Origin of the sequence: Pauljensenia sp. UMB0895 (assembly GCF_030218905.1) — a bacterium.
Lineage (GTDB): Bacteria > Actinomycetota > Actinomycetes > Actinomycetales > Actinomycetaceae > Pauljensenia > Pauljensenia turicensis_A.
Window position 1 is genome coordinate 1 of sequence record NZ_JASOQR010000016.1, and the last position, 23,626, is coordinate 23,626.

Genomic DNA, 23,626 nt, shown 5'->3' on the forward strand with positions numbered 1-23,626 from the left:
CTTGATATTCTTTTCGGCGGACTGCTCGCGGCCGCCGCCGTGCTGGGAATCAGTTACCAGAACTCTTGATATTCTTTGCGATATGCCCGTTCAGCCTGTTCGTAAGCTGGGAATCAGTTACCAGAACTCTTGATATTCTTTTGGTCGAGACCGTTCCACGCGTTGCGGGGCTGGGAATCAGTTACCAGAACTCTTGATATTCTTTCCAGGTGCGCGAGGCTTGCCCAGCCGTTGCTGGGAATCAGTTACCAGAACTCTTGATATTCTTTACAAAGAGCGGACTATATGGCGTGTCTGGGCTGGGAATCAGTTACCAGAACTCTTGATATTCTTTACTCACCATTTACGGCGACGACACTCCAGCTGGGAATCAGTTACCAGAACTCTTGATATTCTTTGCAGGGCTCGGCGCGCTCATCGCGTCTAGCTGGGAATCAGTTACCAGAACTCTTGATATTCTTTACATCCCTAGGCGAACAAACGACGACCTCGCTGGGAATCAGTTACCAGAACTCTTGATATTCTTTCCAAGGCGAGCGTCTAGCCAGTTCCTACGCTGGGAATCAGTTACCAGAACTCTTGATATTCTTTTTCTGCCCCGTGCCAACACTCACTTTGAGCTGGGAATCAGTTACCAGAACTCTTGATATTCTTTCTTGACCAGACCACACGGGCGTGCCCGTGCTGGGAATCAGTTACCAGAACTCTTGATATTCTTTTGCCCGGTTCGGCGTCGTGGGTGAGCGTGCTGGGAATCAGTTACCAGAACTCTTGATATTCTTTTGCGCGCACGTGGGCGTACCTGGATTCGGCTGGGAATCAGTTACCAGAACTCTTGATATTCTTTGCCACGCTTGCAGGGCGAACGTCCACGCGCTGGGAATCAGTTACCAGAACTCTTGATATTCTTTAACTCGGGTACGCGTGCGTTCGAGTTAAGCTGGGAATCAGTTACCAGAACTCTTGATATTCTTTTTTTTGAGGATCGTCCACTTTTCGCCCGGCTGGGAATCAGTTACCAGAACTCTTGATATTCTTTACCGGCCACGGCATATCCTGCGTTTCCTGGCTGGGAATCAGTTACCAGAACTCTTGATATTCTTTGCGCGAGCGGCAGCAACACGACCGAGAAGCTGGGAATCAGTTACCAGAACTCTTGATATTCTTTAGAGCCTGTGGTTTTCCGCAGAATAGCGCGGGAAAGTGCCTTTGAGGCGTCAGAAAATCATCAATTGTTCTGGCGCCTCATCTGCTACTTGCTCACGTGCGTTCTCAAAACAGTAAGCAGACGACCACTGGCGATCAGTCACGGCAAGCACCCGAACCTTCCCTCCCGTTGGCAAGGATCCCTTAATCGCTTTGATCGTCGTCATATCGATTCCGCCAGTCGGCCAATACTTTACGTACACACTGAACTGAACCATCAAAAAACCGCGATCAAGCAAGAATTTTCGAAAACGTGTTGCCTCACGACGCTGCGGAGCCGTTAAAACAGGCAAATCAAACATCGCAACACACCACATCGGAGAATCAGGCATTCTTGAGATCCGTATTCAACGCTGATGGCCCCTGCCACGAAGGAACCGGGAGTTTTTCAATATCTCCTTCGACATAACGCCCATACTGTTGGGCGAGATCTAATAAGACACGTGGAACACTTCCGGCATCATTGAACGTCTGCATTGCAGCTGCAACCAAGCGTTTCTTCACACTTCGATCCGAAGGAGTAGCATCTGCCGGAAGGAACATCGCAATCTCATCAATACATGGTCGAAATGGTTCAATCAGATCATCAACAAGGTTGAACATATTTGAACGCCCTCGATGGAAAACCCCATTCGCAGGTCCAAGACCAGCGGCAAGAACAGCTCGGATTCCATGGCCACGTAGGATCGCATATCCATAATCGAGGCAGGAATTGGGGCCAAATAATGCGCCGATTCCTGGTGTTCGTTTTCCGAGAGTGTCTGAAAACTTACTCCAATAGATGCGCGCTGCTTGCCCTTCAAGATTGCTAGGGTCACCCGAACGAACTTGGCCAGCGATGTGTTCTAATTCTTGCGCTCCAGGCCTATTGAGATTTCGCAGAACTGCTGCCTGCCCTTGAATCTTTGAGCGAACAATACGTCCCCAAGCATTTTTCCTGCGAGGCAGACTCAACTCGAGCTGTGCTTTGTGGCGTGCTCCAACACGAGTGTGCTCTGACCATGAAAAGGCTCCCGATTCTGGAACTCCGCGCCAGTCGCAGAACAATACAGCGATATCTTTGTCCGTTAATCGATGGATTACACCTGCAGAAAACGAGACCTTCATTCCGATCAGAACAACGGCAACATCAGCAACGGATACTCGTTGGCTCACGCCATCAGAATTAACGACAACAATGGCACCGTCGTCCGAGTGGATCTTCCCTTCAAAAGAGGTGAAGTCCAGTATCCGCCACTGGCTACTCATCCCTATTGCAACTTACTCGAAAGGGGAAGGGAACGGTGTGAAACTACTCGTGGTTTTCCGTGCGTATCACGTCGATACAGAAAAACATTCCCAATTTTCAGAAGTTTATCAATAGCAGGCCGCCAGCCTTTCGTTTCTACGATTTTAACGATGTCGTCTGGGGCGTCGTCAGCTAAGCCTTCGCTTGCGATGAGCAGTGGTTTCAAACCGAGTTTAGCTTTATCTGGGAACCCAGTAACCTCCCACCTCGTTGCCTGCGGGTAGGTTTCATTGAAGGTTCCGATCTGTCCTGTCGTGAATCCAGACGGATCAATCTTCAACTCGTCCCCGACAACTAGCCAGCCAATTTGCTCAGCTGTTCCATTAGCGAGGGCCTCCCTCAACTTCGGAACTGCCGTGCGCACGCTGATCGTGTTTGCTGGAAGTTCAACAGTCAATAGATCCTCCTTCTGGAAGCGCACCAGATCGCACTGATAGACACGCAACATCGCATACGTTGTATTCTTACCCGAGATACGGAAGATGCGAGCGTGATGGATCCCAGCTCCGATCTCGCAGTAGCCTCCACGAATAGCCAAATAAGCGGCTGCAGTCGGGAAAAAATCCACGGTTTCGTTCGGACCCAAACGCTTGTCGTGAAGACGAATAGTGCGCGAAGGATTCGCTGGCAAACCTTCCTTTGGATCGAAATCCGGATCTCGTGTCAGTGCTGTCCACAAAGCAGGAGTCGAGGCGCGGTCAATCAGCTCCACTGGCATCGCATCGCTGACAATGCGCTTATCGGATGCTTTAAAAGGCTTCACAGTGTCCTCGTGCACCGAACTAGAGCCAAGTCGAAGACGTTTGTTCTGGCAGATCGGGATGCGATCTTCTGCTAAGAAAACATTGAACAACTCAGAGGCACGAACCATTTCCTCGCACCAGTGTTCCCAACGCTTCCGTGCGGTATCACTTCCGCCGGTAAAGGACTTCCAGGTTTCCTGTTCACCTAGTACTCGCTGGGATTCGCGCATATTCATGCGTAGTGCAATAGTCTGAGCAATCCCGGGCTCCATCAAAGCAATCGTTAATGCATCCATCGCATGATGGCGCCGATCCAAACGCGTTTTACCCTTTCCGCCGATCAGATTAACTCGGCTCTCAAACCCAGATGCGCGACGTCCCTCTGCAGTTACAGCACCACGGAACACCCGAACCGTCACATCGTTTTCTGCTGAACGGTAGAAGCCCTCAATGCGATGACGTAGTTCGTTCGCCATCCACGCAACAGATTCCAGCGATCGACCATCGATCTCCGCATCAGCATGCTTCGTTTTCAGACGCAGACGAATCGCCTTCCTGAAGTCGTTCATTTCACGACCATTCATGCCGGGTTCAATCCTCATATCACTGACGCGCTTGTACGCTTCCTTCAGGCTGACTCCTGGTCGTTTAGTCTGTTCAGCCCAGACAGCGAAGGGAAGATTCGACTTCTGGTGATTGCACGCTCGGCAAACAGCAGCAAGGTTTTCACGAGTGTTTGTTGATGCAGCACCTTTTCGAGGAACAATGTGATCCATCTCAGCATCGGTATAGGTAATCGGCATGCCACAGTACAGGCATTGGCAATTCTGTCGTTGTAGAGCCAAATAACGCGTCAGCTCTGACCCACGAGGCTTTCCACCAATATCGAGACGCTCACGCATTTCAGCGAAGATTTTCTCGTTGCGATTACGGCGCGTTTGCAAAGAACGTTGATATTCGCGTGAAGCTTTTTCGCTACCGAGAGCGTCTCGGACATGCTCAATGTTGACCGATTCTGGAGTTCCCCACTGGTTTGTTGCAGCACTAATCCAACGCGCAACCTGCTTCAAAACACGATCAACGGCTGGGTTTCCAACAGGCTGTCCAATCGGCTCGGCTGGGGGAGTCCACGAATCATCCACCCCGAAGGCGATCTTACGAGCAGAGTGCAGATCGCACCCTTCGGACAGCATCGTATTGGTCAGTTTTTCCAACGAATCAACAGAGTAGGCTGCGCGACCACCAGGCAATTCAACTTTATCTAGAGCCTCTAGCTCTTCATCAGTGAAATCAGACAGGAACTCGCGCACGTCGTCATCAGCAAGCGACCCCTCGTCATCAGAGCCCACGTTGGACAGAGCGTTCACCATGGCACAGCGGTGATCGTAATCAGCATCTTTCCACCATGCGGAGAGCTTCTTCAGCTTTCCATTGAGAATCTTCTGCGATGTGACATCAAAAGGTGGTCGTGTACTGGGAGCAATCCCATCGAACCCCTCGGTGGCTGTTCCTTTCAGATGTGAACGCGGAATCTCAAGATTATCGGCGACCTCTTCCCATGTCGGAGCCTCAGTGAGACCAGCTTGATTCAGGAAATCAACAACAATCTCCGTCTCTTCTGGGGTTAGTGCACGAAGCTCTGTCCCTTCTTTGATACGTAGATTCTGGACGATGCTGACGATACGGAACTGCTGGAACGCAGGATGAGCTTTCTCTGCACGAAGCCCGTGTGCTCCCGGTAAAACATCTTTACCGACCCGCTTAGCGGCGCTTCCCTTCGGCGATTCGGCAGCAAAAACAAAGCCAATGATCTTCTTCAGGAGATCATTATCAAGCCCCTGAACGGTAGCAATACGCCGAAGCTCATTCGCGTTATCAGACTGCATGAGCTTGCCACCCAAGATTCCCTTTGGGCCACGCAACTTGCCTGTTTCAAACACATCAAGATAGACAGAGATGAGCTGCGCAGGAGTCTGATCGGCTGTTAAGGAAATACCTGTCTTTTCAGAAACCCGTTCAGCAAGAGCCTTCAACTGCTCGGAAGGATCCGCCTGAATGTGAAGAGACGAAATACGAGCATAGGGGCTACGCCACCCACGATGACGTGCCATATGGCGGAGCGCAATCGACAGTAGCTTGTCTTGTTCTGCTTTATCGTCAATGTGTTCCGTTGCAAGACGTGCACGAATTCGCCACGGAGAACGTGCGTCAGTAATAGTTGCGAGATCAACCAGTGGCCAGCCACATTCTTCAATGAAGGCGTCAAGCTCGTGTAGGCGCTTCTTGCGACGGCGGATGAGTCGACGCGTTCGTCTTGCTACCCCAGCTTCTGCCAATCGAGTCGTCGCAGTCTTATTTCCACCAGGATCAATGCCTGAATCGTGCATATGCACCATTGAGTTCAAAAGCTGAATCGGCATACCCGATTCATCGACCTCAACCGCACAAAAACCAATGGAGTGTGTGCCTACGTCAATGCCAACACGGTAACGAAGCTGCTGAGAAGCGTCCTTGCAAAACATGTTTTTATAGTGACATAGACCATGTAGAAATGAAATTGCATTCGCGTCTTATTCAGGTATCAGCCCTCTCATCAGAGAAAACAGAGGGAACAAAAAGACCGGGCCACTCGAAAGAGTGACCCGGTGGAGCATTCAACGCCGCTAACGAGTCGGCGCTTACTGGGAATCAGTTAAGTGCCACTATACACGTGCGAGCCTCCCAATGGGAGCGTTTTACACAACCCAATGCTCAAGAAAGATGAGAGGCACGAACGAATGCCTTACTCGGCGCTGCCACCCTTGTCCTTACGACGGCGCACACGCTGACGCCGAGCCTTCGGCGCTGAGCCCTCAGTGCGCGGAGCCTGCGTGTGGTTGCCACGACCGCGCCCCTTCGTTCCACGGTCAGAACGACCCTGCTGGCCCGCATGGAACTCGCGATCCCCGTCCTTTGAACGGCGATTACGTTCCGGTGAGTGCGAGCGACCCCTCGAACCGGATCCACCCTTGCTACCTCCGCGCCCCGAACCGGAGCGAGCACCCGAACGGCCTAAGCGGCCTCGTGAACCGTGAACGCCACGCGGTGAAGAACCACCCAAGTCCTCTAGGACCTCGGCGTTCAAGCCCGCAAGCTTACGCTGGGCGCGTGGCAGGCGACCCGTGGTTTCCGGTGCAATATCAAGGTCGGTGAACAGGTGGTCAGAGGTGTGGTAGGTCTCCAGCGGTTCTGGAACCCCCAAGCCCAACGCCTTCGAAATCAATGACCAACGTGGCGTATCATCCCAGTCCACGAACGTGACCGCGACGCCCGAATGTCCTGCGCGACCGGTACGGCCAATACGGTGGATATAAATCTTCTCGTCTTCGGGGCACTGGTAGTTAATGACGTGGGTGACGTCGTCAACGTCGATGCCTCGTGCAGCAACGTCGGTGGCAACGAGCACGTCCACCTTGCCATTACGGAAAGCACGCAGAGCCTGCTCACGAGCACCCTGACCCAAGTCACCGTGCAACGAACCAACTGCGAAACCACGCTCCGTCAGATCCTCGCCAAGGCGGGCAGCAGTGCGCTTCGTGCGACAGAAAATGATCGAACGGCCACGGCCCTCAGACTGGAGGATTCGCGCGACAACCTCGACCTTATCCATTGCGTGAACACGGTAAATCACCTGCTTGACGGAGTTCACGGTCTGGTTCTGATCCTCGGGATCTTGAGCGCGAATGTGCGTCGGCTGTTCCATGAACTTACGAGCCAAAGCCACAACCGGGCCGGGCATGGTTGCCGAGAACAGCATCGTGTGGCGGTTCGCGGGAGTGCGTGCAAGCAACGTCTCAACGTCGGGCAGGAAGCCCAGGTCGAGCATCTCGTCGGCCTCATCCAAAACGACCGTCTCGGCACCGTTCAGATGCAGAACACCCTTTCGGAGCAGGTCAATCAGACGACCGGGCGTGCCCACAACAATGTCCGCGCCCTTTTTCAACGCCTCGATCTGAGGTTCGAACGCGACACCACCGTAAATTTCCACGATGCGTGTCGACAGGTAGGCGGCAGCCTCGCGCAGGTCAGTGGCCACCTGCTTCGTCAGCTCGCGTGTCGGCAGGATGATCAGAGCCTGAGGCATGTTCGGGTTCAGCAATTCGTCATAGCCCTCTTCATCAGGAGCAATAACGTCTTCCAGAACCGGAATACCGAAACCGAGCGTCTTGCCCGTACCCGTCTTCGCCTGACCAATAATGTCGTGGCGATCAAGAGCCGGCGGAAGCGTCAGCGCCTGAATGGGGAACGGGTGCGTGATTCCCTTATCTTCCAGCGCGTCAACGATCGGGTCGGTCACGCCAAAATCAGCGAAGGACTTGTGCTCAAGATCCTCGTCGCCCGTGTCCACAACGTCCGGCGTTGCTTCGGGTTCAACAGCGACCGGAACAATAGTGCCTAGGCGGACAACGCCTGCGGAGTATTCAACGGTTTTCGGCTTGCTTGCCTCCTGCACGTCAGCTACTTGAGTGAATGCGGTGGCCTCGTCATTTTTTTCAACGGGCACATCGGTGCCCTGGGTATTCGTGGAAGTCACGATCTGCCTTCTCTCCCGGAAACGCCGGGGTGGGGGTAGCAGCCGATCGCGCATTATCGAGGCGCCAAGCGCGCGCAAAAACGTGGTATTCAAAGCGACCGGTCAGCTATGGTCACTCCCATTGTACGTTGGCATCTCAGTTTTCAGCCCGAGGATATGGTCACACTACATTCACGAGGCCACCCCGACCGCCCGGGTGCGCACGTTCAGTATGCGCACGGGGTGGGGAAAGTGCGCAGGTTGCGTGGACATCCGTCTTCGCGATTGAGATATCGGGGGAGTGCAGACGAGGCTAGGCTGAGAACATGGCTACTGAAAACGGTGCGGTTGAAGCCGCAGATATTGAAGTAATCGGTCTGCTCGCGTTCACGGCACTCGCCGCAATGACGCGACTGTCAAAGGACGGCGATCAAGCGCCGACCATCGAAGCCCATATCGAGCATGCGCGTATGTCCGCACGGGCTTTTGAACTCTTCACCCAGCTTGAAGCCTGGTGTACGAACCGTGACATCGACCTGCCTGCAGCAGCTGGGCAGTACAACGGTCTCTACGACGATCTGGATGCTCGCACACGCCCGACAACATGGTTCGAACGCTCAGTGAAAACCTACGTGACCATGGGAATCATCTCTGACCTGCTCGGCGAAATCGCTAGCCGGCACGAACTCTTCATCGAAGAAGCCGGAAACTGGGATGTCACGCAGGGGGAGTGGGTTCGTGAGAATATCGCTCCGCTGATCTCCGCAGACGAGCAACTCGGCGCCCGCCTGTCCTTGTGGGCGCGACGCGTCGCAGGTGAAGCATTCGCTCTAGTGCGCGCAACACTGTTTACGCACCCCGCCCTTGGCCAAGACCCCGACACTGTTGATGCGATCGTCGCATTCGTCACCAAGCGTCACGGTGAACGTATGGAGCAGATTCATCTGAAGGCCTAACAGCGTCAACTCTCAGCCTGACACACCTGAACGCTCTTCTGCGAGCTGCGGAAGAGCGTTCAGTGTATGAAGACCGGGCTTCAGATCATGAAGCCAACGCGCCGCTTGGGCTCGTCGGCAATCTGCACGAAAGTCAGCGCGTGTCCGGGCACGAGATAACGAGCGCCCTCGGCGTCCGTCAGATCCAGAAGAGAGTCGCCTGTGAGCGCTTGAGCGACCTTTGCAGTCAGCTCATCAGCGGTCAGATCCAACTCAAGATGCAGTTCACGAGTGCTTTCGCGAACGCCGACGATGATATTCATACCCACTCCTTCACTCAATGAGTGATCTGTTTTTCGAACCTGACTTTAATGCTATGCACATTGGTTTCTACATGCCTCCTGAGATGATTACCCTATGAGCGAAATAAACGTACAGATTGCTACGCGCCCGCATGGATGGGCGGATATTCCGCCGCTGAATCATGCTCAGAAACAGGCATGCGATTCAGCGGAAATGCATTCTCTTATCGTTCGTGGTGCGCCAGGTTCGGGGCGGTCGACATGTGCGTTAGAAGTCTTCCGCCGTGCAATTGAAAAAGGCGAAGATGCCGTCATCATTGTTCCTGACCGCGTTCGTGCGCAGATCATGACCCCTCGGGCTCAGTTTTTTGCTCCCCGTACTCTTCGACCTGTTCGTACCCTGTCAGCTTTCGCGTATCGGATTGTGAATCAGTGGCGCGTTGAACGTCAAGAACCCCTGGGTGGCATTGAGCTTGTCACCGGCGCAATGCAGGATCAGCTGATCCAAGATCTACTGGAATCAGCTGACATTGAATGGCCGGACTCAATCTCGCAGGAAATGCGCGGAATGTCTGCTTTCCGCGATGAACTCAGGGATCTGTTTTCGCGCGCGGGTGAAGCCGGAATGGACGGTATCGCGCTCAGTCGCGCCGGTCACGACTTTGATAAACCCCAGTGGGTCGCAGCCGGTGAACTGCTCCAACGCTACCTTGAACAACCTCAATTCGCTCTTGAGTATCAGGGCACACTGGCGGTTGACATTTCTCGTATCCAAGCCCTGGCAGCAGATGTTCTTGGACAGTGGCAGGACAAAGCTGCTTCTCTGGGTATCACGGGCGAACGGCCACTTCCTGACCTCGTCATCGTCGACGACCTGCAGGACTGTACGGCATCCACGATCACTCTGCTCGCCCAACTGCATCAGCTGGGTACTCGTATTGTCGCTTTTGCTGACTCAGATGTTGCCGTCGCTACGTACCGTGGTGGTGAGCCCCATTTGGACGGTCGCCTTGAAAAGAAGCTCCATCTGAATTCTCATGAGCTGGGTGACGTGTACACAACCGCGCCCGTTCTGCGTGAACGCTACAAGGTGATCGCCCAGGGCATTGCGCATTCGGACGACAATCCTCGGCGTCAATGTGGGGTTGCTCCGCAGGCTCAGAAGCTCGACGGCAAGGTAATCACCCACGTTGGTGGCTCATACGCGCAGCTTGGTGCACACGTATCGCATGCCCTGCGTGCCCACTTCTTGCACGACAAGATTGCTTGGAAGGACCAGGTCGTCATCGTCAGATCAGAGGCCCTCGCTGAAGAAACTCGTCGCTATTTACGTCGCGGTGGAATCCCAGTTACCTCGCACTCTACTGCCTTCGATTTCCGGAGTATTGCAACAACTCGCATTCTTCTTGAGCTGATGAGTTCTCACCCGCAGGCGCGTGGCGATGAATGTGCAGAGGCTCTTATTTATTCGCCACTGATCCAATGCGATGGGATGAAACTCTATTCGCTTCTTCAACGGGTCAGCGCATGGATGGGTGCAAGCGTCCAGGATGCTCCGCTGGTTACGGCTTCCACGTTGATGAGTCAGCCGGATCTTTTGACGAACGAGGACATCGGTTTTGTTCCGCCGGAATTGCAACGCGCGGCGCAGATGTGGGGCATTTCAACGGATCAAGAACAACGTCCACGTCAGCTTCTATGGACGCTGTGGGATGCGGCAAATGTTGGTGACGACTGGAAAGAGCGCGCTCTAGCCAATGATCAGGACTCATCTTGGTACGACGACCAGCTGGACGCTGTTCTCTCCCTGATGCGCGTGGCAGACGTCTGGGAGCAACGTAACCCTGATGGGAACGCCCGCGATTTTGCAAAAGAACTGCTTGATCACACTGTCCCCATCGATACGATCAGTCGCGTTGCAGTACGGCCTGACGGTGTCCGTGTGATTACTCCGGCACAAGCGATGGGTCGCCATTGGAGCGTAGTCGTCCTCATGGGGTTGCAAGACGGTGTGTGGCCAAATACGCGCCTGCGCACACGCGCGATGCGTGGTGACCTGCTGGCGGATGTTGCTTTAGGTAGGACAGGTGACGGCGCGAATGGGCGTGTTCTTCTCGATGAACCTCAGGTGGCGCGCAGAGCTGTCCTTGATGACGAACGTCGTCTGCTGGCAGCCGCAGTTTCTCGATGTTCAACATATCTGCATCTTGGTGTTGTCGTCGCTGAAGACTATGCGCCTTCACGCTTTTACGCGATTCTTGTGAATCCTGAAGGCCAAGAGGGCGGTGACATAGCAGTTCCGACTCCGGCACCTGCTCCTTTGAACCTCGAAGGTCAGATCGCTGAACTCCGTCGTGCTGCATCTGCGCCCGATGAAAGCGAAGACGAATCGACGGCAGCATCTCTTCTTGCTCTTTTGGCTCGAGAAGGCATTTCCTCGGCGGACCCCGATGAATGGACTGGTGAAGGTCCGCTGACTTCCCAGCAACGCATTGCCTCTCAACGCGTTGTTCTTTCTCCGTCGCGTATCGAAGCGATGATGGATTGTCCTCTTCGCTGGTTCTTCTCGTCTATCGGTGCGCAGCCTCGTGCCACGAATGCTCAATCAGTTGGGCAAATAGTCCACGAGCTTGCTGAAGTCTTCCCTCGCGGGAGCGCAGAAGAACTCCAATCCCACCTGCTCCAGGAGCTAGAAAGAATCGATATCGATATGCAGACCTGGGGCGGAATTGAGTTTAAAGATGCCGCCCTCGACAAGGTTGAGCATCTTGCTGAATACCTCGCGCAATGTCCGCACGACATTGAGATTGCTACCGAACGGGCGATCGAAGTCGACATGGATGGCGTCACGATCCGTGGACGCCTGGATCGCCTTGAGGTTGACCCCGATGGTCGCGTTCGCATTGTTGACTTTAAAACAGGAAAAGTTGCGACCAAACAAGAAGCAAAAGATCACGCTCAGCTGGCGATCTATCAGATTGCTCTCGCTCAGATGATCGCAAACGGTGCAGACCTAGGGCTTGACCGTCAGGCCAGTGAAGTCAACGGTGCCAAGCTGGTCTTTCTGGCAAAGAAACTGCAAGAGCGCACGCAAAGCGTTCTTGACGAAGACGAAAAATGCGCCTGGCATGCCGTTATTCAAAGCGCAGGAGAAATCGCGCGTGGCATTCGCTTGCAGGCGAAACCAGATAATACGAAGTGCTCACGGTGCGTGTTTGCGCGCTCATGTCCTGCACAAGACAGCGGTCGAAGGACGGTGGACTGAACAATGACACAGCATGTCTATAGCGCTGAAGAGATCCAGCGACTGATTAACCCCAAAATCCATCCGACCCCAGAGCAAATTAAAGTCATCGAATCACCTCTACACCCGCTGCTGGTCGTTGCTGGCGCGGGTTCGGGCAAAACGGAAACGATGGCAATGCGCGTTCTCTGGGCGGTTGCCAACGAACCGGACATCACAGCGTCGCGTGTTCTGGGCCTGACTTTCACAAAGAAAGCCGCAGGTGAACTGAAAGATCGTCTACGTTCACGATTGAAGAAACTCAGCATTGGCATCGGAGCTTCCGAAAAGGAAAAGATCAGCAACGATGATGATTCTTCTGCGAAAACAAAGATGATCGACCCGCATGAAGAACCGACATCAATGACCTACAACGCCTTCGCGGGGCAGATTGTCAGCGAACACGGTTTACGGATCGGCTTGAATCCTGACGTCACAATGCTCAGCCAAGCTGGTTCGGTTCAGCTGATGACAGACATCATGACGAATTGGCCGAAACGCCTCGATGAGAACATCACGATTTCGTCTGCGGTCACGACGGCGTTGAGCCTCAACGGACAGTTGGGGGAGCATGGACTCAGCATCGAACAAGCTCGCGAACAGTTGGGACAATTCGGAGCGGAACTCACCGAGGTCGGCGATTCTAACGAAGACGCACGTAAGGTGCAGGCGCGTAACCAGCTTCGTATCGCCCTCCTTGATCCCATTGCCCAGTTCCAACGCCGTAAGCGTGAACTCGGAGTCATGGATTTTTCGGACCAGCTGATCCTGGCCACTCGAATCGTGAATACCGTGCCCGATGTTGTTCAACAGATTCGTAAAGAATATGGGCTTGTTCTGCTCGATGAATTCCAGGACACCTCTGTCATCCAGATGGAACTCCTGTCAACGCTCTTCAAAGACCAGGCGGTGACTGCCGTCGGCGACCCGAACCAAGCAATCTACGGCTGGAGAGGTGCTTCGGCATCCTCGCTAGAATCATTCATGGAACGTTTCTGTTCTGAAGAACCCAAGCCGGAACAGACTCTGACGCTATCAACCGCGTGGCGTAACGATCGTCAGATCCTTGTATGCGCCAACGAAGTGGCAAAACCGCTTCGCTCACATTCGCATGCTGCAACGTCTCCGGTCCTCGTCGAATCTACATTGGCAACTGAAGGCGATGTTGAAATTGCCTATGAAGCTGATCGCGATGCTCAGATCGCGCACGTTGTTGACTACGTGCAACGCCTTCGCAATACCCATCGGAGTGAGTGGAAGATCGGCATTCTCTGTCGCAAGAAGAGCCACTTTCTTCCCATTGACCGCGCACTTCGCGAGCATGGCATTCCCACCCAAGTTCTCGGGCTCGGCGGACTGCTGGAACAACCGGTTGTTGCTGACCTGCGTGCAGCCCTCGAGATTACGAACTCAGTAGATGCATCTCCTGCCCTGTTGAGACTCCTTGTTCGTGAAGATATCGGAGCGTCCGACCTGCGTTTGCTGGGGCAGTGGGCAAGCCGTCTGAACCGTAAGAGCAGAGGAACTCCGTATGAGGGCGTGCTTCTGTCAGCCGTTGATTCTCCTCCGGAAGTGGGATGGACGTCTACGAATCGTCAAGCGGGATCGTCACAATCCGATTCCGTTGCAGAGAGTGCCAACGATGCTCCTCAAGAATCGGATGCGCAGACGGAGGCGCTTGATGGTCCATCGTTCTCTGAAGGTGGATATCGTCGCGTTCTTCGCCTCGGAGAGCGCCTGCGAAAACTACGCTCGTTGCGTGGGCATGGGCTGGTTGAACTCGCAGAACGAGCAAGCCAGATCATGGGGATCCTCGATGATGCGATCGCCGACCCGCTGGGTTCAGGTGCTAGGGAATCGCTCGATGCCTTTATCGACCAGATTGCAGAATACGAATCAAGCGTTGATAACCCCACTCTTGCTGGTCTTGTCGAATGGCTGAACGTTGCAGAAAGCGATCCGGCAGGGCTCAAAGGCGTTGACGTTCAACCGGACCCGTCCGCAGTGCAGATCCTGACAGTGCACGGATCCAAAGGCCTGGAATGGGATAGCGTCATTGTCTTTGGAATGTCCGATACAATTTTCCCCTCGCACCGTAGCAAGAGCGTGTATTGGCGGGACGAGCCTCCAGCCCAAACCGGCTGGGTCATGGCTCCTGAAGAACTCCCGCATCCGTTGCGAGGTGACTATGGCGACCTCCCACCTTTCACCATTGATGTTTCTAACGGACGCACCCCATCCGCAGGATTCTCAAAGTGGTTAAAGACCGTGTATGGGCCGGAACTTGGTGCACACGTAGAAAGGGAAGAACGTCGTCTGGCATACGTGGCAATGACACGAGCACGCCACACGCAACTCCTCATCGGCTCGTGGCTGGATGAGAGCAAAACCCTACGAAACCCTTCCCGCTACCTCATGGCATCACGGCATGCGATGATCGAAGACTTCGAACAGACCTTGGCGACAGGGCAAGTCGTGTGGGCAAACGGAAACGTGGATGTCAAAGACGGCAACGAGTTGCAGGAACTTCAAAAACGAATCGACGGCTTAAACGACGTCATTCCCGAAGCTCCAACATCGGAGTCGTTTGCGCAAGACAGTGAGGAAGACACCATCTACTTCCCCTTCGAAATTGGTCCATCACGTCAAGCGGTTGCCAAAGGAGCCCAGCGCGTGCGACAAGCTCAAGCAGAGCTGAAAACGGACGCCGACGTCTTCGAACTGCTCGACGCCTTGGGTGAATCTCAGCGCGTTAAAGACGTGACAGCGCTCATTGAGGAACATCGACTTGCATCAAGCAAAGAAACCATGGTGATCCGCCAGGATCATATTCCGGCAACCTCGGTTTCAAAGATGCTCGAAGACATCGACGCGTTTGCTCTGGATATGCGCAGACCCATGCCCGCTCAACCCAGCGACAGCGCAACGCTTGGAACGATTTTCCACGCGTGGGTTGAACGACAACTGCATCTTGCCAGCCCAGAAGAACGCGATGAGCCCGTTGCTGGGATCGAGACCCTTGATGATCACGAACGCGCCCGATTGCGACACATGCAGGACAACTTCGTCGAGCTTCCCATCGTCAAAACGGGCACACCGATCGCCATCGAAGAAGCATTCAGCGTCAAGGTCGCTGATATTTCAGTCAATGGCAGGATCGACGCTGTCTTCGAAGACAAACACGGTAAAACAATCATCGTCGACTGGAAGACAGGGCGGGCTCCACACAGGAACACGAAGAAGGAAACACTGCGTTACTACGCGACTCAGCTCCGCCTCTACCGGCTGGCCTGGTCGCAACTCACCGGGCTCGCGGAAGAATCAATCACTCCGATGCTTGCCTTCGTGGACGCTAACACAACTGTTTCCCTTGATGATCTGGTGAAACTAGGTGGTGCAGGCCTTGAAGAAAGCCTAGAAGACGAAGTGAAAAGGACCTTGAAGCGGGCCTAGGCGCAAAATACAGTTCGGGCCCACACGACAGTTCGTGCCCACACGGACACCGCGTGGGCACGAACAAATGCGCCAAATATGCTTCGCCGGAACTTGCTTCAGTCTCTGGCCATTACTCCTGATCCAAGAAGTGCAGGCGCTCAGTCGGAGCCTCGTTCACATCGGTAGAAGCGCGTAAGACGGACGAAGGCGAGGGAACCGAAGACGTGGAAGCCGAATCGGATTCTGACTGAGAACCGGACTGTTGCGGATCGTCATTATCTGCGCGGTCATCATCTACGCGCTTATTGGCATCGTCGTAGTCCGCAAGCAACGTTTCAACGTCGTGCCCGTGACGCCCATGACGCCCAAACCTGGTGAAAAGTGATGCTGGCAAACCAAATCGTGTTGCAAGACTCGCCTTTTCTTCGGGCGCGTCCTGATCACAATCAGCATCGACTTCGGAGTAAGAGTCATCGTCGGCACAACGATCCGGGGCTGCGTAGTCGTCCGAATCCGAGTAATCGTCAGAATCTGAAAGATTGGCGGCGCCGAGGCGGCCTGCTACGACGTTGAAATCAATGACCTCAGTCTTCTGGTTCGCAAGCTCTGCGCCAGCAAAGGAGGACGTGGAGAAAGCTGGTGCCCGGCGCGAAGAAGAAGCAGAATCGGAGGCAGAGGAGACGGAAGGCGACGGCACGGAAGCAGAAGATGCAGGCGATGGGGCGGAAGGTGCGTATGCGGAAGCAGAAGATGCAGACGACGATGGGGCGGAAGGTGCGGTAGTGCCAGAATCAGAAGCCTGAGAATCCTGCGTCTGAGCAGCATGCGCATGCGGGCGTTCAACGATTTGCGCGTCCCCCAGATCTGTTGAAAGCTCACTGAGCATGTGGCGCGCGTCAGAAATGATGCTTCGGTCTTCCGCGTGCAAGCCGTGAACCAGCCAGCGCACAATAGCAAGCTCAGACAACAGTTGCGCACGAGTAAATAACTGCAGATCAGCAACCGTTCGTTCCTGAGAATATGCGGCGCGGAAACGCTCCAAGAAAGCATCCGATGCAGACGCAAGAACCCACGCGATGTCCTGAGCGGGATCGCCGACGTGCGCAGAAGTGAAGCCAGTCATCGCGCGAACAATGCCAGCGTCGACGATGACGGAATTGCCTTGAATATCGCCGTGGATCGGGGCTGCGGGGAAGCGCCACAATGACAGATCCTCAAGGGCTGCTTCCCAACGGTTCCAGAGGTTCGCGGGAATCAGGACCTGAGACGCCACCTCGTCAAGCATCGCCAGATGGCGTTCGCGACATTCAGAGACGGAGTATGCGGGCAGGTTAATGCCGGTGTAAATGACCGGAGGAAGGTTGTGAAGTGCTGCAAGGGCTTTACCGAGCGAAGCGGGAAGAAGGTTCGGATTGTCGAAGTCGTCGTCGCTCATCGGGTGCCCGCCAAGGTCTTGGTGGACGATGACACGATCACCTTCAGGGGTCAGGGTTGTGCCGTGGATTCGCGGGACCTCGAAGGGGATTTTCTTCGCGTCTTTTGCTTTCGCCAGCCGGGTGAGGACGCCTGACTGAGCGTCCAAATCGAGTCCGCCGACGCTGGAGTGCGGGCAGGTGACGGTCCATTTATTGCCGGCTGAATCGATGATGCCGGTGACGGAAAGAACCTCGTCGGCAAATTGTGGTTCGCGCAGACCCGCAACGGAAAGTCCGGGGACAGCGGCGGTCGCTAGGGCAGCAAGTTCAAGCGGAGTTTTCGGGCGCATCACAGTTTAACGGTACATGGGTGTGTGCCTGAAGCGATGGTGCGGCTTGCGCTTCGTCAGGTTTTTGTGGTCGACGAGGCCGGCCTCGCCGATGATTTGGCTGAATGCCGTAGTGAGTGGCCGGTTCGGGAAGAGGTTCAAAGTATGTGATCTTTCTTGAAAGGGTCAATATGTGGAAAGGGATGGTCAAGTATGTGTAATACATGCCCATAATTAGGGCATGAGCACACTTGACATGAATCGTTTGTCCGACACTCTTCGACCTGTTTACGAGGCCGTTGTTGCCCGCGACCCGGGGCAGCCCGAATTCCACCAGGCCGTCTACGAGGTCCTGCTGACGATTGCTCCGCTTGCCGAACGCAAGCCTGAATACGCTGACCTTGAGATCTTCAAGCGCGTTGTCGAACCGGAACGCCAGATCATGTTCCGTGTCCCTTGGATGGACGACAACGGCAAGATCCAGGTGAACCGTGGCTACCGCGTTGAGTTCAATTCCGCGATCGGCCCGTACAAGGGCGGTCTGCGCTTCCACCCGTCCGTCAACCTGTCGATCATTAAGTTCCTTGGCTTCGAACAGATCTTCAAGAACTCCCTGACCGGCCTGCCGATTGGTGGTGGCAAAGGTGGCTCCGACTTCGACCCGAAGGGCAAGTCCGATGCTGAGGTCATGCGTTTCTGCCAGTCCTTCATGACTGAGCTCTACCGCCACATCGGTCCCGACACCGACGTTCCCGCAGGTGACATCGGTGTTGGTGGTCGCGAGATCGGCTACCTCTTCGGCCAGTACAAGCGCATCACCAACCGTTACGATGCGGGTGTCCTGACGGGCAAGGGTCTGAACTGGGGCGGTTCCTTCGCGCGTACCGAAGCAACCGGCTACGGCTTGGTCTACTTTGCCGAGGAAATGCTGAAGTCGAAGGGCACCTCGTTCGACGGCAAGAAGGTCGTCGTTTCCGGCTCCGGGAACGTTGCCATCTACGCGACTGAAAAGGCTCAGCAGCTGGGCGCGACTGTCATCGCCGTCTCGGACTCCTCCGGCTACGTGGTGGATGAGGCTGGCATCGACGTTGCACTTTTGAAGGACATCAAGGAAATTCAACGAGGCCGCGTTTCCGACTACGCCAGCGAGCGTTCGTCGGCGCGATTTGTTTCGGGCGGCTCCATCTGGGATCTGCCGTGTGACGTCGCTCTGCCGTGTGCAACTCAGAACGAACTCCCCGTTGAGGCCGCGAACACCCTGATTAAGAACGGCGTCCAGCTGGTCGCTGAGGGCGCAAACATGCCGACCACCCCGGAAGCGATTGAAGCCCTGCAGTCCGCGGGTGTTGCCTACGCTCCCGGCAAGGCGTCGAACGCGGGTGGTGTTGCCACCTCCGCTCTGGAAATGCAACAGAACTCGGGTCGTACGCAGTGGACGTTCGAGGAAACCGACGCGAAGCTTCACCAGATCATGGTGAACATCCACGCAAACTCGGTTGCAACTGCCGAAGAATACGGTGTGGCCGGAGACTATGTTGCTGGCGCAAACCTTGCAGGCTTCCTGAAGGTTGCTGACTCGATGGTTGATTTTGGTCTGATCTGATCAGCCGTATTGTGAGCATCTGAACGCTTCAAACCCTGCCCGGTGGCGGTGTGTAGGTTGAACCTCATACCGCTACTGGGCAGTGATGTATCTACCAGATGCTCTGAATCGACTAGTGTAGTGGCGTGGCTACAGAATTTTCAGAAGAGATCCAGAACCTGCGTACGACTATGGAGAACGTCCTCGCGGTCGTCCAACCCGATAAGCTCCGTAGCCAAATTGAAGACCTCGAGAAGCAGGCAACGGCCCCCGATTTGTGGGATGACCCGTCACACGCCCAGGAAGTGACCTCGGCCCTCAGCCATCGTCAAAGCGAACTCGATCGCGTGACCAAGATGGTGGATCGCATCGATGATCTTGAAGCCATGGTTGAAATGGCAGGTGAAGATCCTGAAGAATCCGCAGAGATCCTGGAAGAAGCCGACGGAGATCTTGCCACGTTGAAGGCCGATATCTCCGACCTTGAAATTCGTACCCTGCTTGATGGTGAGTACGACGAGCGCAATGCTGTCATCACGATCCGCTCCGGCGCAGGTGGTGTTGACGCCGCTGACTTCGCAGAGATTCTGCTTCGTATGTACCTGCGTTGGGCAGAACGCCACGGCTACCCGACCAAGGTGATGGATACGTCTTACGCCGAAGAAGCTGGCTTGAAGTCGGCAACCTTCGAAGTCCAGGCTCCCTACGCCTACGGCACCCTCTCGGTTGAAGCAGGCACTCACCGTCTGGTCCGAATCAGCCCCTTCGACAATCAGGGACGTCGCCAGACCTCCTTCGCGGCAGTCGAAGTTATCCCGCTGATCGAATCCACCGACCATATCGAAATTCCGGAAAACGAACTGAAGATCGACGTCTTCCGCTCGTCCGGTCCCGGTGGTCAGTCCGTGAACACGACCGACTCCGCTGTTCGTATGACGCACATTCCAACCGGCATTGTCGTGTCGATGCAGGACGAAAAGTCGCAGATTCAGAACCGAGCGGCCGCTCTTCGAGTCCTCCAATCCCGACTTCTTGTCCTTCGCCATGAAGAAGAACAGGCGAAGAAGAAGGAACTCGCCGGTGATGTGAAGGCATCGTGGGGTGACCAGATGCGTTCCTACGTTCTCCAGCCCTACACGATGGTGAAAGACCTTCGTACCCAGTTCGAATCCGGTAGCCCGCAGAACGTTTTCGATGGTGACATTGACGGCTTCATTAACGCAGGCATCCGCTGGCGCAAGAACCAAGCGAACGAACAGGCAGAGGCCTGACCTGATCCGATCCCGAGTCAGGGAAAAGAAGCGAACGCTGGTCGGCCTCGTCGATCACGGTCGACATACTGCACTGAAGCGTAAGCTCGCGCCACGGCGAAGCAGTTGGCTAGAAAACGCTGAAAGTATCGCCCTCGTCACCTTTTTAACAGGTGGCGGGGACGGATTTAACAGGTGGCGGGGACGGAACTGAATCCGGCGCGTGTCGCTTCAGCCCGCGTTAGAAAACCTTGCCTAGTCTGATTGAGACCATAACCTTCAATTGGACGGCCTAATGATTCGATTTGATGACGTAACCATGGTGTACACCGCAGGTGCGAAGCCTGCGCTCGACCATGTGTCTTTGGAAGTTGAACGGGGAGAATTCGTATTCCTTGTCGGTAAGTCCGGCTCGGGCAAATCCACCTTCCTTCAGCTTGTGATGCGCGAAATTAAAGCAACCTCCGGTCACGTGTGGGTCCTCGGCAAAGAGGTCTCCAAGCTCCGTAACTGGGCGGTGCCAGGACTTCGCCGTCAAGTCGGAACCGTCTTCCAGGATTTCCGCTTGCTCCCATCAAAGACCGTGTACGAAAACGTCGCGCTCGCAATGCAGGTGATTGGTAAGCCGAAGCACGCTATTAAGACCGCCGTCCCAGAAGCACTGGCGTTGGTCGATCTGGCAGGTAAGGAAAACCGCCTGCCCCACGAACTCTCCGGTGGTGAAGAACAGCGCGTCGCAATCGCACGCGCAATGGTGAACCGTCCCGAACTGCTACTGGCGGATGAGCCCACCGGTAACCTCGACCCCGATACCTCGCTTGGCATCATGCGTCTTCTGGATCGTATTAACCGCCAGGGGACCACGGTTGTCATGGCAACCCACGACGCCGACATCGTGAACCAGATGCGCAAGCGCGTCATCGAGCTACAAGGCGGTCACGTCATCCGAGACCAGTCGCGTGGCGTCTACGGGGCGGTGAACTAACCATGAAGCTTCGTTTTATTCTCTCTGAAGTCGGCAAGGGACTGGCGCGCAACCGTGCAATGTCCGTCGCCGTCATCATCGTCACCTACGTTTCCCTCCTATTCGTCGGTGTTGCTGGCCTATCGCAGATGCAGGTCATGCAGATGAAATCGCAGTGGTACGACAAGATTGAGGTCTCGATCTACATGTGCGCCACCGACGATGCAACGCCGTCCTGTAACGCAACGGAAGCGACCGAGGCTCAGATCAGCGCCGTTCGTGACAAGCTCAATTCCGCGGAAATGTCGCAGTACGTGAAGAACGTATACGAAGAATCCAAGGAAGAAGCGTACGAAAACTACTTGAAGCTCTACGGTGATTCCACGATCAGCGAATGGACAACGGTAGACATGATGCCCGTTTCCTTCCGCGTGAAGCTCGTTGACCCCGAGCAGTACTCAATCATCAAGGAAGAATTCTCCGGTGCTGCCGGTGTTTCCCAGGTGAAAGACCAGCGCGAAATTATCGAGCCACTGTTCAACGTCATTGACGCTGCACGCCTGATGGCCCTCGGCCTGGGTGGTGTCATGATTATCGCGGCCATCCTGCTGATTTCGACCACGATCCGCCTGTCGGCAATGAGTCGCGAGACGGAAACACAAATTATGCGTTACGTCGGTGCCTCGAACCTGTTCATCCAAGCACCCTTCATGATCGAAGGTGCGCTTGCCGCAATCGCCGGCGCAATCCTGGCAGTGGGAACACTGTTCGCCGGCGTTCACTTCCTTGTCCAAGGCTGGTTGGCTCCGTCATTCAGCTGGACCAGCTTTATCGGCGCCACCCAAGTGTGGATTATGACGCCGATCCTTATCCTCGCAGCGGTTGCGTTGGCACTGATCGCGTCCGCAGTTTCCTTGGCTAAATACACGAAGGTCTGATCATGAAGAAGTCGATTCGTCTTCACGTTCCTGTTGCAGTTGCATGGAGCGCATCGATTGGTGCGCTGTGCATGTACAGCTTCATTCCCGCGAATGCTGACGAGCGAGATGATGCTGTGAGCAAACAGGATGCCGCGGCTCAGCAAGTTTCTAATCTCAAGACTGAGATTGAGGGTATTGATGCGACACTCTCGCAGCTCTTCTACGACCTTGAAGCAGCAAACGCGCAGATTCCTGCTGCTCAGAAAGCGCTGGAGGCCACTCAGGCGAAGCGCGATGCTGCGAATCGTGAACACGAAGTCGCAATGGGACAACTTCAGGTCGCTCAAGCGAAGAAAGCTGAGATTGATGAAGAGGTCCACGCTTCCTCGTCACGCCAAGAGGAAGCCAACAAGGCGATCGGTCACTTGGCTCGCTCCATGTACCAGGACGGCACTAGTTCTGCAGTCCTGCTTGCCCTGACGAAGAGTGGAACCGAGTCAATTGACGATCGAGCATCAGCAGCTGACGCCATGGCCCGTTCTCAAGCCCAAGCGCTCAACGCTGCGATGGAAATGAAAGCGACCCAACGTAGCCAAGCAAGTCGCCAGCAAGCAATCTCTGACCGCGTGGCAGCACTTGAAGCTCAAGCTCAGAAGGCCCTTGATGACGCTGCGGCGGCAGAAGCTGAAGCCCAAGCGGGCGTTGATGCCCTAGAAAAAGCTAAAGCTGACGCTCAAGTGAAGCAAGCGGAGTGGGACTCCAAGAAGTCCGAAGTGAACCAACAGCTGGCTCAGGCACAGGCTGACTATGATGCTCAGACCGCGAAGATTCAAGAGATCGATGCGGCTAACAGGGCTGCGAACAGGATCTACTCGTCGGCGAATGCGAGCGGTTTCCATAACCCGGTTCAAGACAGCTCGATGATTATTACGTCGCCCTTCGGCTGGCGTATGCACCCTGTGCTCGGCTATCAGAAGTACCACTCGGGCGTTGACCTCGCTGCGCAGTGCGGTGAGCCCGTCTACGCGATGACATCCGGCGTTGTTCTGGATGTTTCAAGCAGTATCTCTGCCGGCAACTACGTGGACGTGAACCACGGAATGCTCGGCGGTAACTCCGTGATCACCGAATACCTGCACATGCAACGCATCTATGTTTCGCCCGGACAGTCGGTTAGTGCCGGAACAGTGCTTGGCGAGGTCGGCATGACCGGCTATGCCACCGGTTGCCACCTGCACTTCGGTGTTCTGCAGAACGGCGTGAACGTTGACCCGATGGGGTACTTGTAAGCCAATGCGACTCGCTGATCTGATGATTGGCTGAGTCAGAAGGCGGGGACAAGCTCAGCTTGTCCCCGCCTTCCATTGATACTGGCATTTTACGAGGCGTGAGCAAGACCCCTGCCCGCGGAGGCGTTAGAAT

14 protein-coding genes and 1 CRISPR repeat array are annotated in these 23,626 nt (G+C 55.0%); of the genes, 8 read left to right on the forward strand and 6 right to left on the reverse strand.

Annotated elements, in window-relative coordinates:
* The first annotated feature begins 41 nt into the window (after positions 1 to 41).
* Positions 42 to 1,168: a CRISPR direct-repeat array (repeat unit 36 nt; unit sequence GCTGGGAATCAGTTACCAGAACTCTTGATATTCTTT).
* A 49-nt stretch (positions 1,169 to 1,217) separates the two neighbouring features.
* From cas2 to QP503_RS08400, 4 genes are all read right to left on the reverse strand, one after another.
* Complete coding sequence (cas2, locus tag QP503_RS08385) at positions 1,218 to 1,538, reverse strand: CRISPR-associated endonuclease Cas2 (protein ID WP_103632373.1); 321 nt, start codon at positions 1,536 to 1,538, stop codon at positions 1,218 to 1,220.
* On the reverse strand, positions 1,531 to 2,454 hold the full coding sequence (gene cas1 / locus QP503_RS08390; protein ID WP_103632374.1) for a type II CRISPR-associated endonuclease Cas1: 924 nt from the start codon (positions 2,452 to 2,454) through the stop codon (positions 1,531 to 1,533). Before cas1 ends, cas2 begins: the two co-directional genes overlap by 8 nt.
* 2 nt (positions 2,455 to 2,456) lie before the next feature.
* Entirely contained in the window at positions 2,457 to 5,759 is a 3,303-nt protein-coding gene (gene cas9 / locus QP503_RS08395) for a type II CRISPR RNA-guided endonuclease Cas9 (RefSeq protein ID WP_285101602.1), read from the reverse strand.
* 260 nt (positions 5,760 to 6,019) lie between these two features.
* The gene (locus QP503_RS08400) at positions 6,020 to 7,864 is read right to left on the reverse strand and encodes a DEAD/DEAH box helicase (RefSeq protein WP_131367614.1); all 1,845 of its coding nucleotides are present in this window, start codon (positions 7,862 to 7,864) and stop codon (positions 6,020 to 6,022) included.
* A gap of 251 nt (positions 7,865 to 8,115) precedes the next feature.
* On the opposite strand from QP503_RS08400, the gene QP503_RS08405 reads away from it, so the two are divergent.
* The gene (locus QP503_RS08405; protein WP_285101605.1) at positions 8,116 to 8,745 is read left to right on the forward strand and encodes a ferritin-like fold-containing protein; all 630 of its coding nucleotides are present in this window, start codon (positions 8,116 to 8,118) and stop codon (positions 8,743 to 8,745) included.
* Positions 8,746 to 8,825: 80 nt separating this feature from the next.
* On the opposite strand, the gene QP503_RS08410 is transcribed toward QP503_RS08405, so the two are convergent.
* Positions 8,826 to 9,047, reverse strand: a complete 222-nt coding sequence (locus QP503_RS08410) for a DUF3107 domain-containing protein (protein ID WP_006680924.1) — start codon at positions 9,045 to 9,047, stop codon at positions 8,826 to 8,828.
* A 94-nt stretch (positions 9,048 to 9,141) separates the two neighbouring features.
* On the opposite strand from QP503_RS08410, the gene QP503_RS08415 reads away from it, so the two are divergent.
* Both QP503_RS08415 and QP503_RS08420 read left to right on the forward strand, forming a co-directional pair.
* Entirely contained in the window at positions 9,142 to 12,291 is a 3,150-nt protein-coding gene (locus tag QP503_RS08415) for a PD-(D/E)XK nuclease family protein (protein ID WP_285101607.1), read from the forward strand.
* A 3-nt stretch (positions 12,292 to 12,294) separates the two neighbouring features.
* Positions 12,295 to 15,762, forward strand: a complete 3,468-nt coding sequence (locus tag QP503_RS08420; RefSeq protein ID WP_006680926.1) for an ATP-dependent helicase — start codon at positions 12,295 to 12,297, stop codon at positions 15,760 to 15,762.
* A 112-nt stretch (positions 15,763 to 15,874) separates the two neighbouring features.
* Here the strand turns inward: QP503_RS08420 and QP503_RS08425 are convergent, their stop codons facing one another.
* The gene (locus tag QP503_RS08425) at positions 15,875 to 17,509 is read right to left on the reverse strand and encodes a phosphotransferase (RefSeq protein ID WP_285101624.1); all 1,635 of its coding nucleotides are present in this window, start codon (positions 17,507 to 17,509) and stop codon (positions 15,875 to 15,877) included.
* A 220-nt stretch (positions 17,510 to 17,729) separates the two neighbouring features.
* Between QP503_RS08425 and gdhA the strand changes: the two genes are divergently transcribed.
* The 5 genes from gdhA (at position 17,730) to QP503_RS08450 (ending at position 23,493) form a co-directional block, all read left to right on the forward strand.
* Positions 17,730 to 19,091 carry an NADP-specific glutamate dehydrogenase gene (gene gdhA, locus QP503_RS08430; protein WP_285101609.1) on the forward strand — a complete coding sequence of 454 codons (1,362 nt, stop codon included), beginning with the start codon at positions 17,730 to 17,732 and terminating at the stop codon, positions 19,089 to 19,091.
* Positions 19,092 to 19,216: 125 nt separating this feature from the next.
* Complete coding sequence (gene prfB, locus QP503_RS08435) at positions 19,217 to 20,341, forward strand: peptide chain release factor 2 (protein WP_103632381.1); 1,125 nt, start codon at positions 19,217 to 19,219, stop codon at positions 20,339 to 20,341.
* A 274-nt stretch (positions 20,342 to 20,615) separates the two neighbouring features.
* Complete coding sequence (ftsE, locus tag QP503_RS08440; RefSeq protein WP_006680930.1) at positions 20,616 to 21,305, forward strand: cell division ATP-binding protein FtsE; 690 nt, start codon at positions 20,616 to 20,618, stop codon at positions 21,303 to 21,305.
* Positions 21,306 to 21,307: 2 nt separating this feature from the next.
* Positions 21,308 to 22,222: a permease-like cell division protein FtsX gene (gene ftsX / locus QP503_RS08445; RefSeq protein ID WP_006680931.1), complete on the forward strand. Its 915-nt coding sequence runs from the start codon at positions 21,308 to 21,310 to the stop codon at positions 22,220 to 22,222.
* Between the two features lie 2 nt (positions 22,223 to 22,224).
* On the forward strand, positions 22,225 to 23,493 hold the full coding sequence (locus QP503_RS08450) for a peptidoglycan DD-metalloendopeptidase family protein (RefSeq protein WP_103632382.1): 1,269 nt from the start codon (positions 22,225 to 22,227) through the stop codon (positions 23,491 to 23,493).
* Positions 23,494 to 23,626 lie beyond the last annotated feature (133 nt).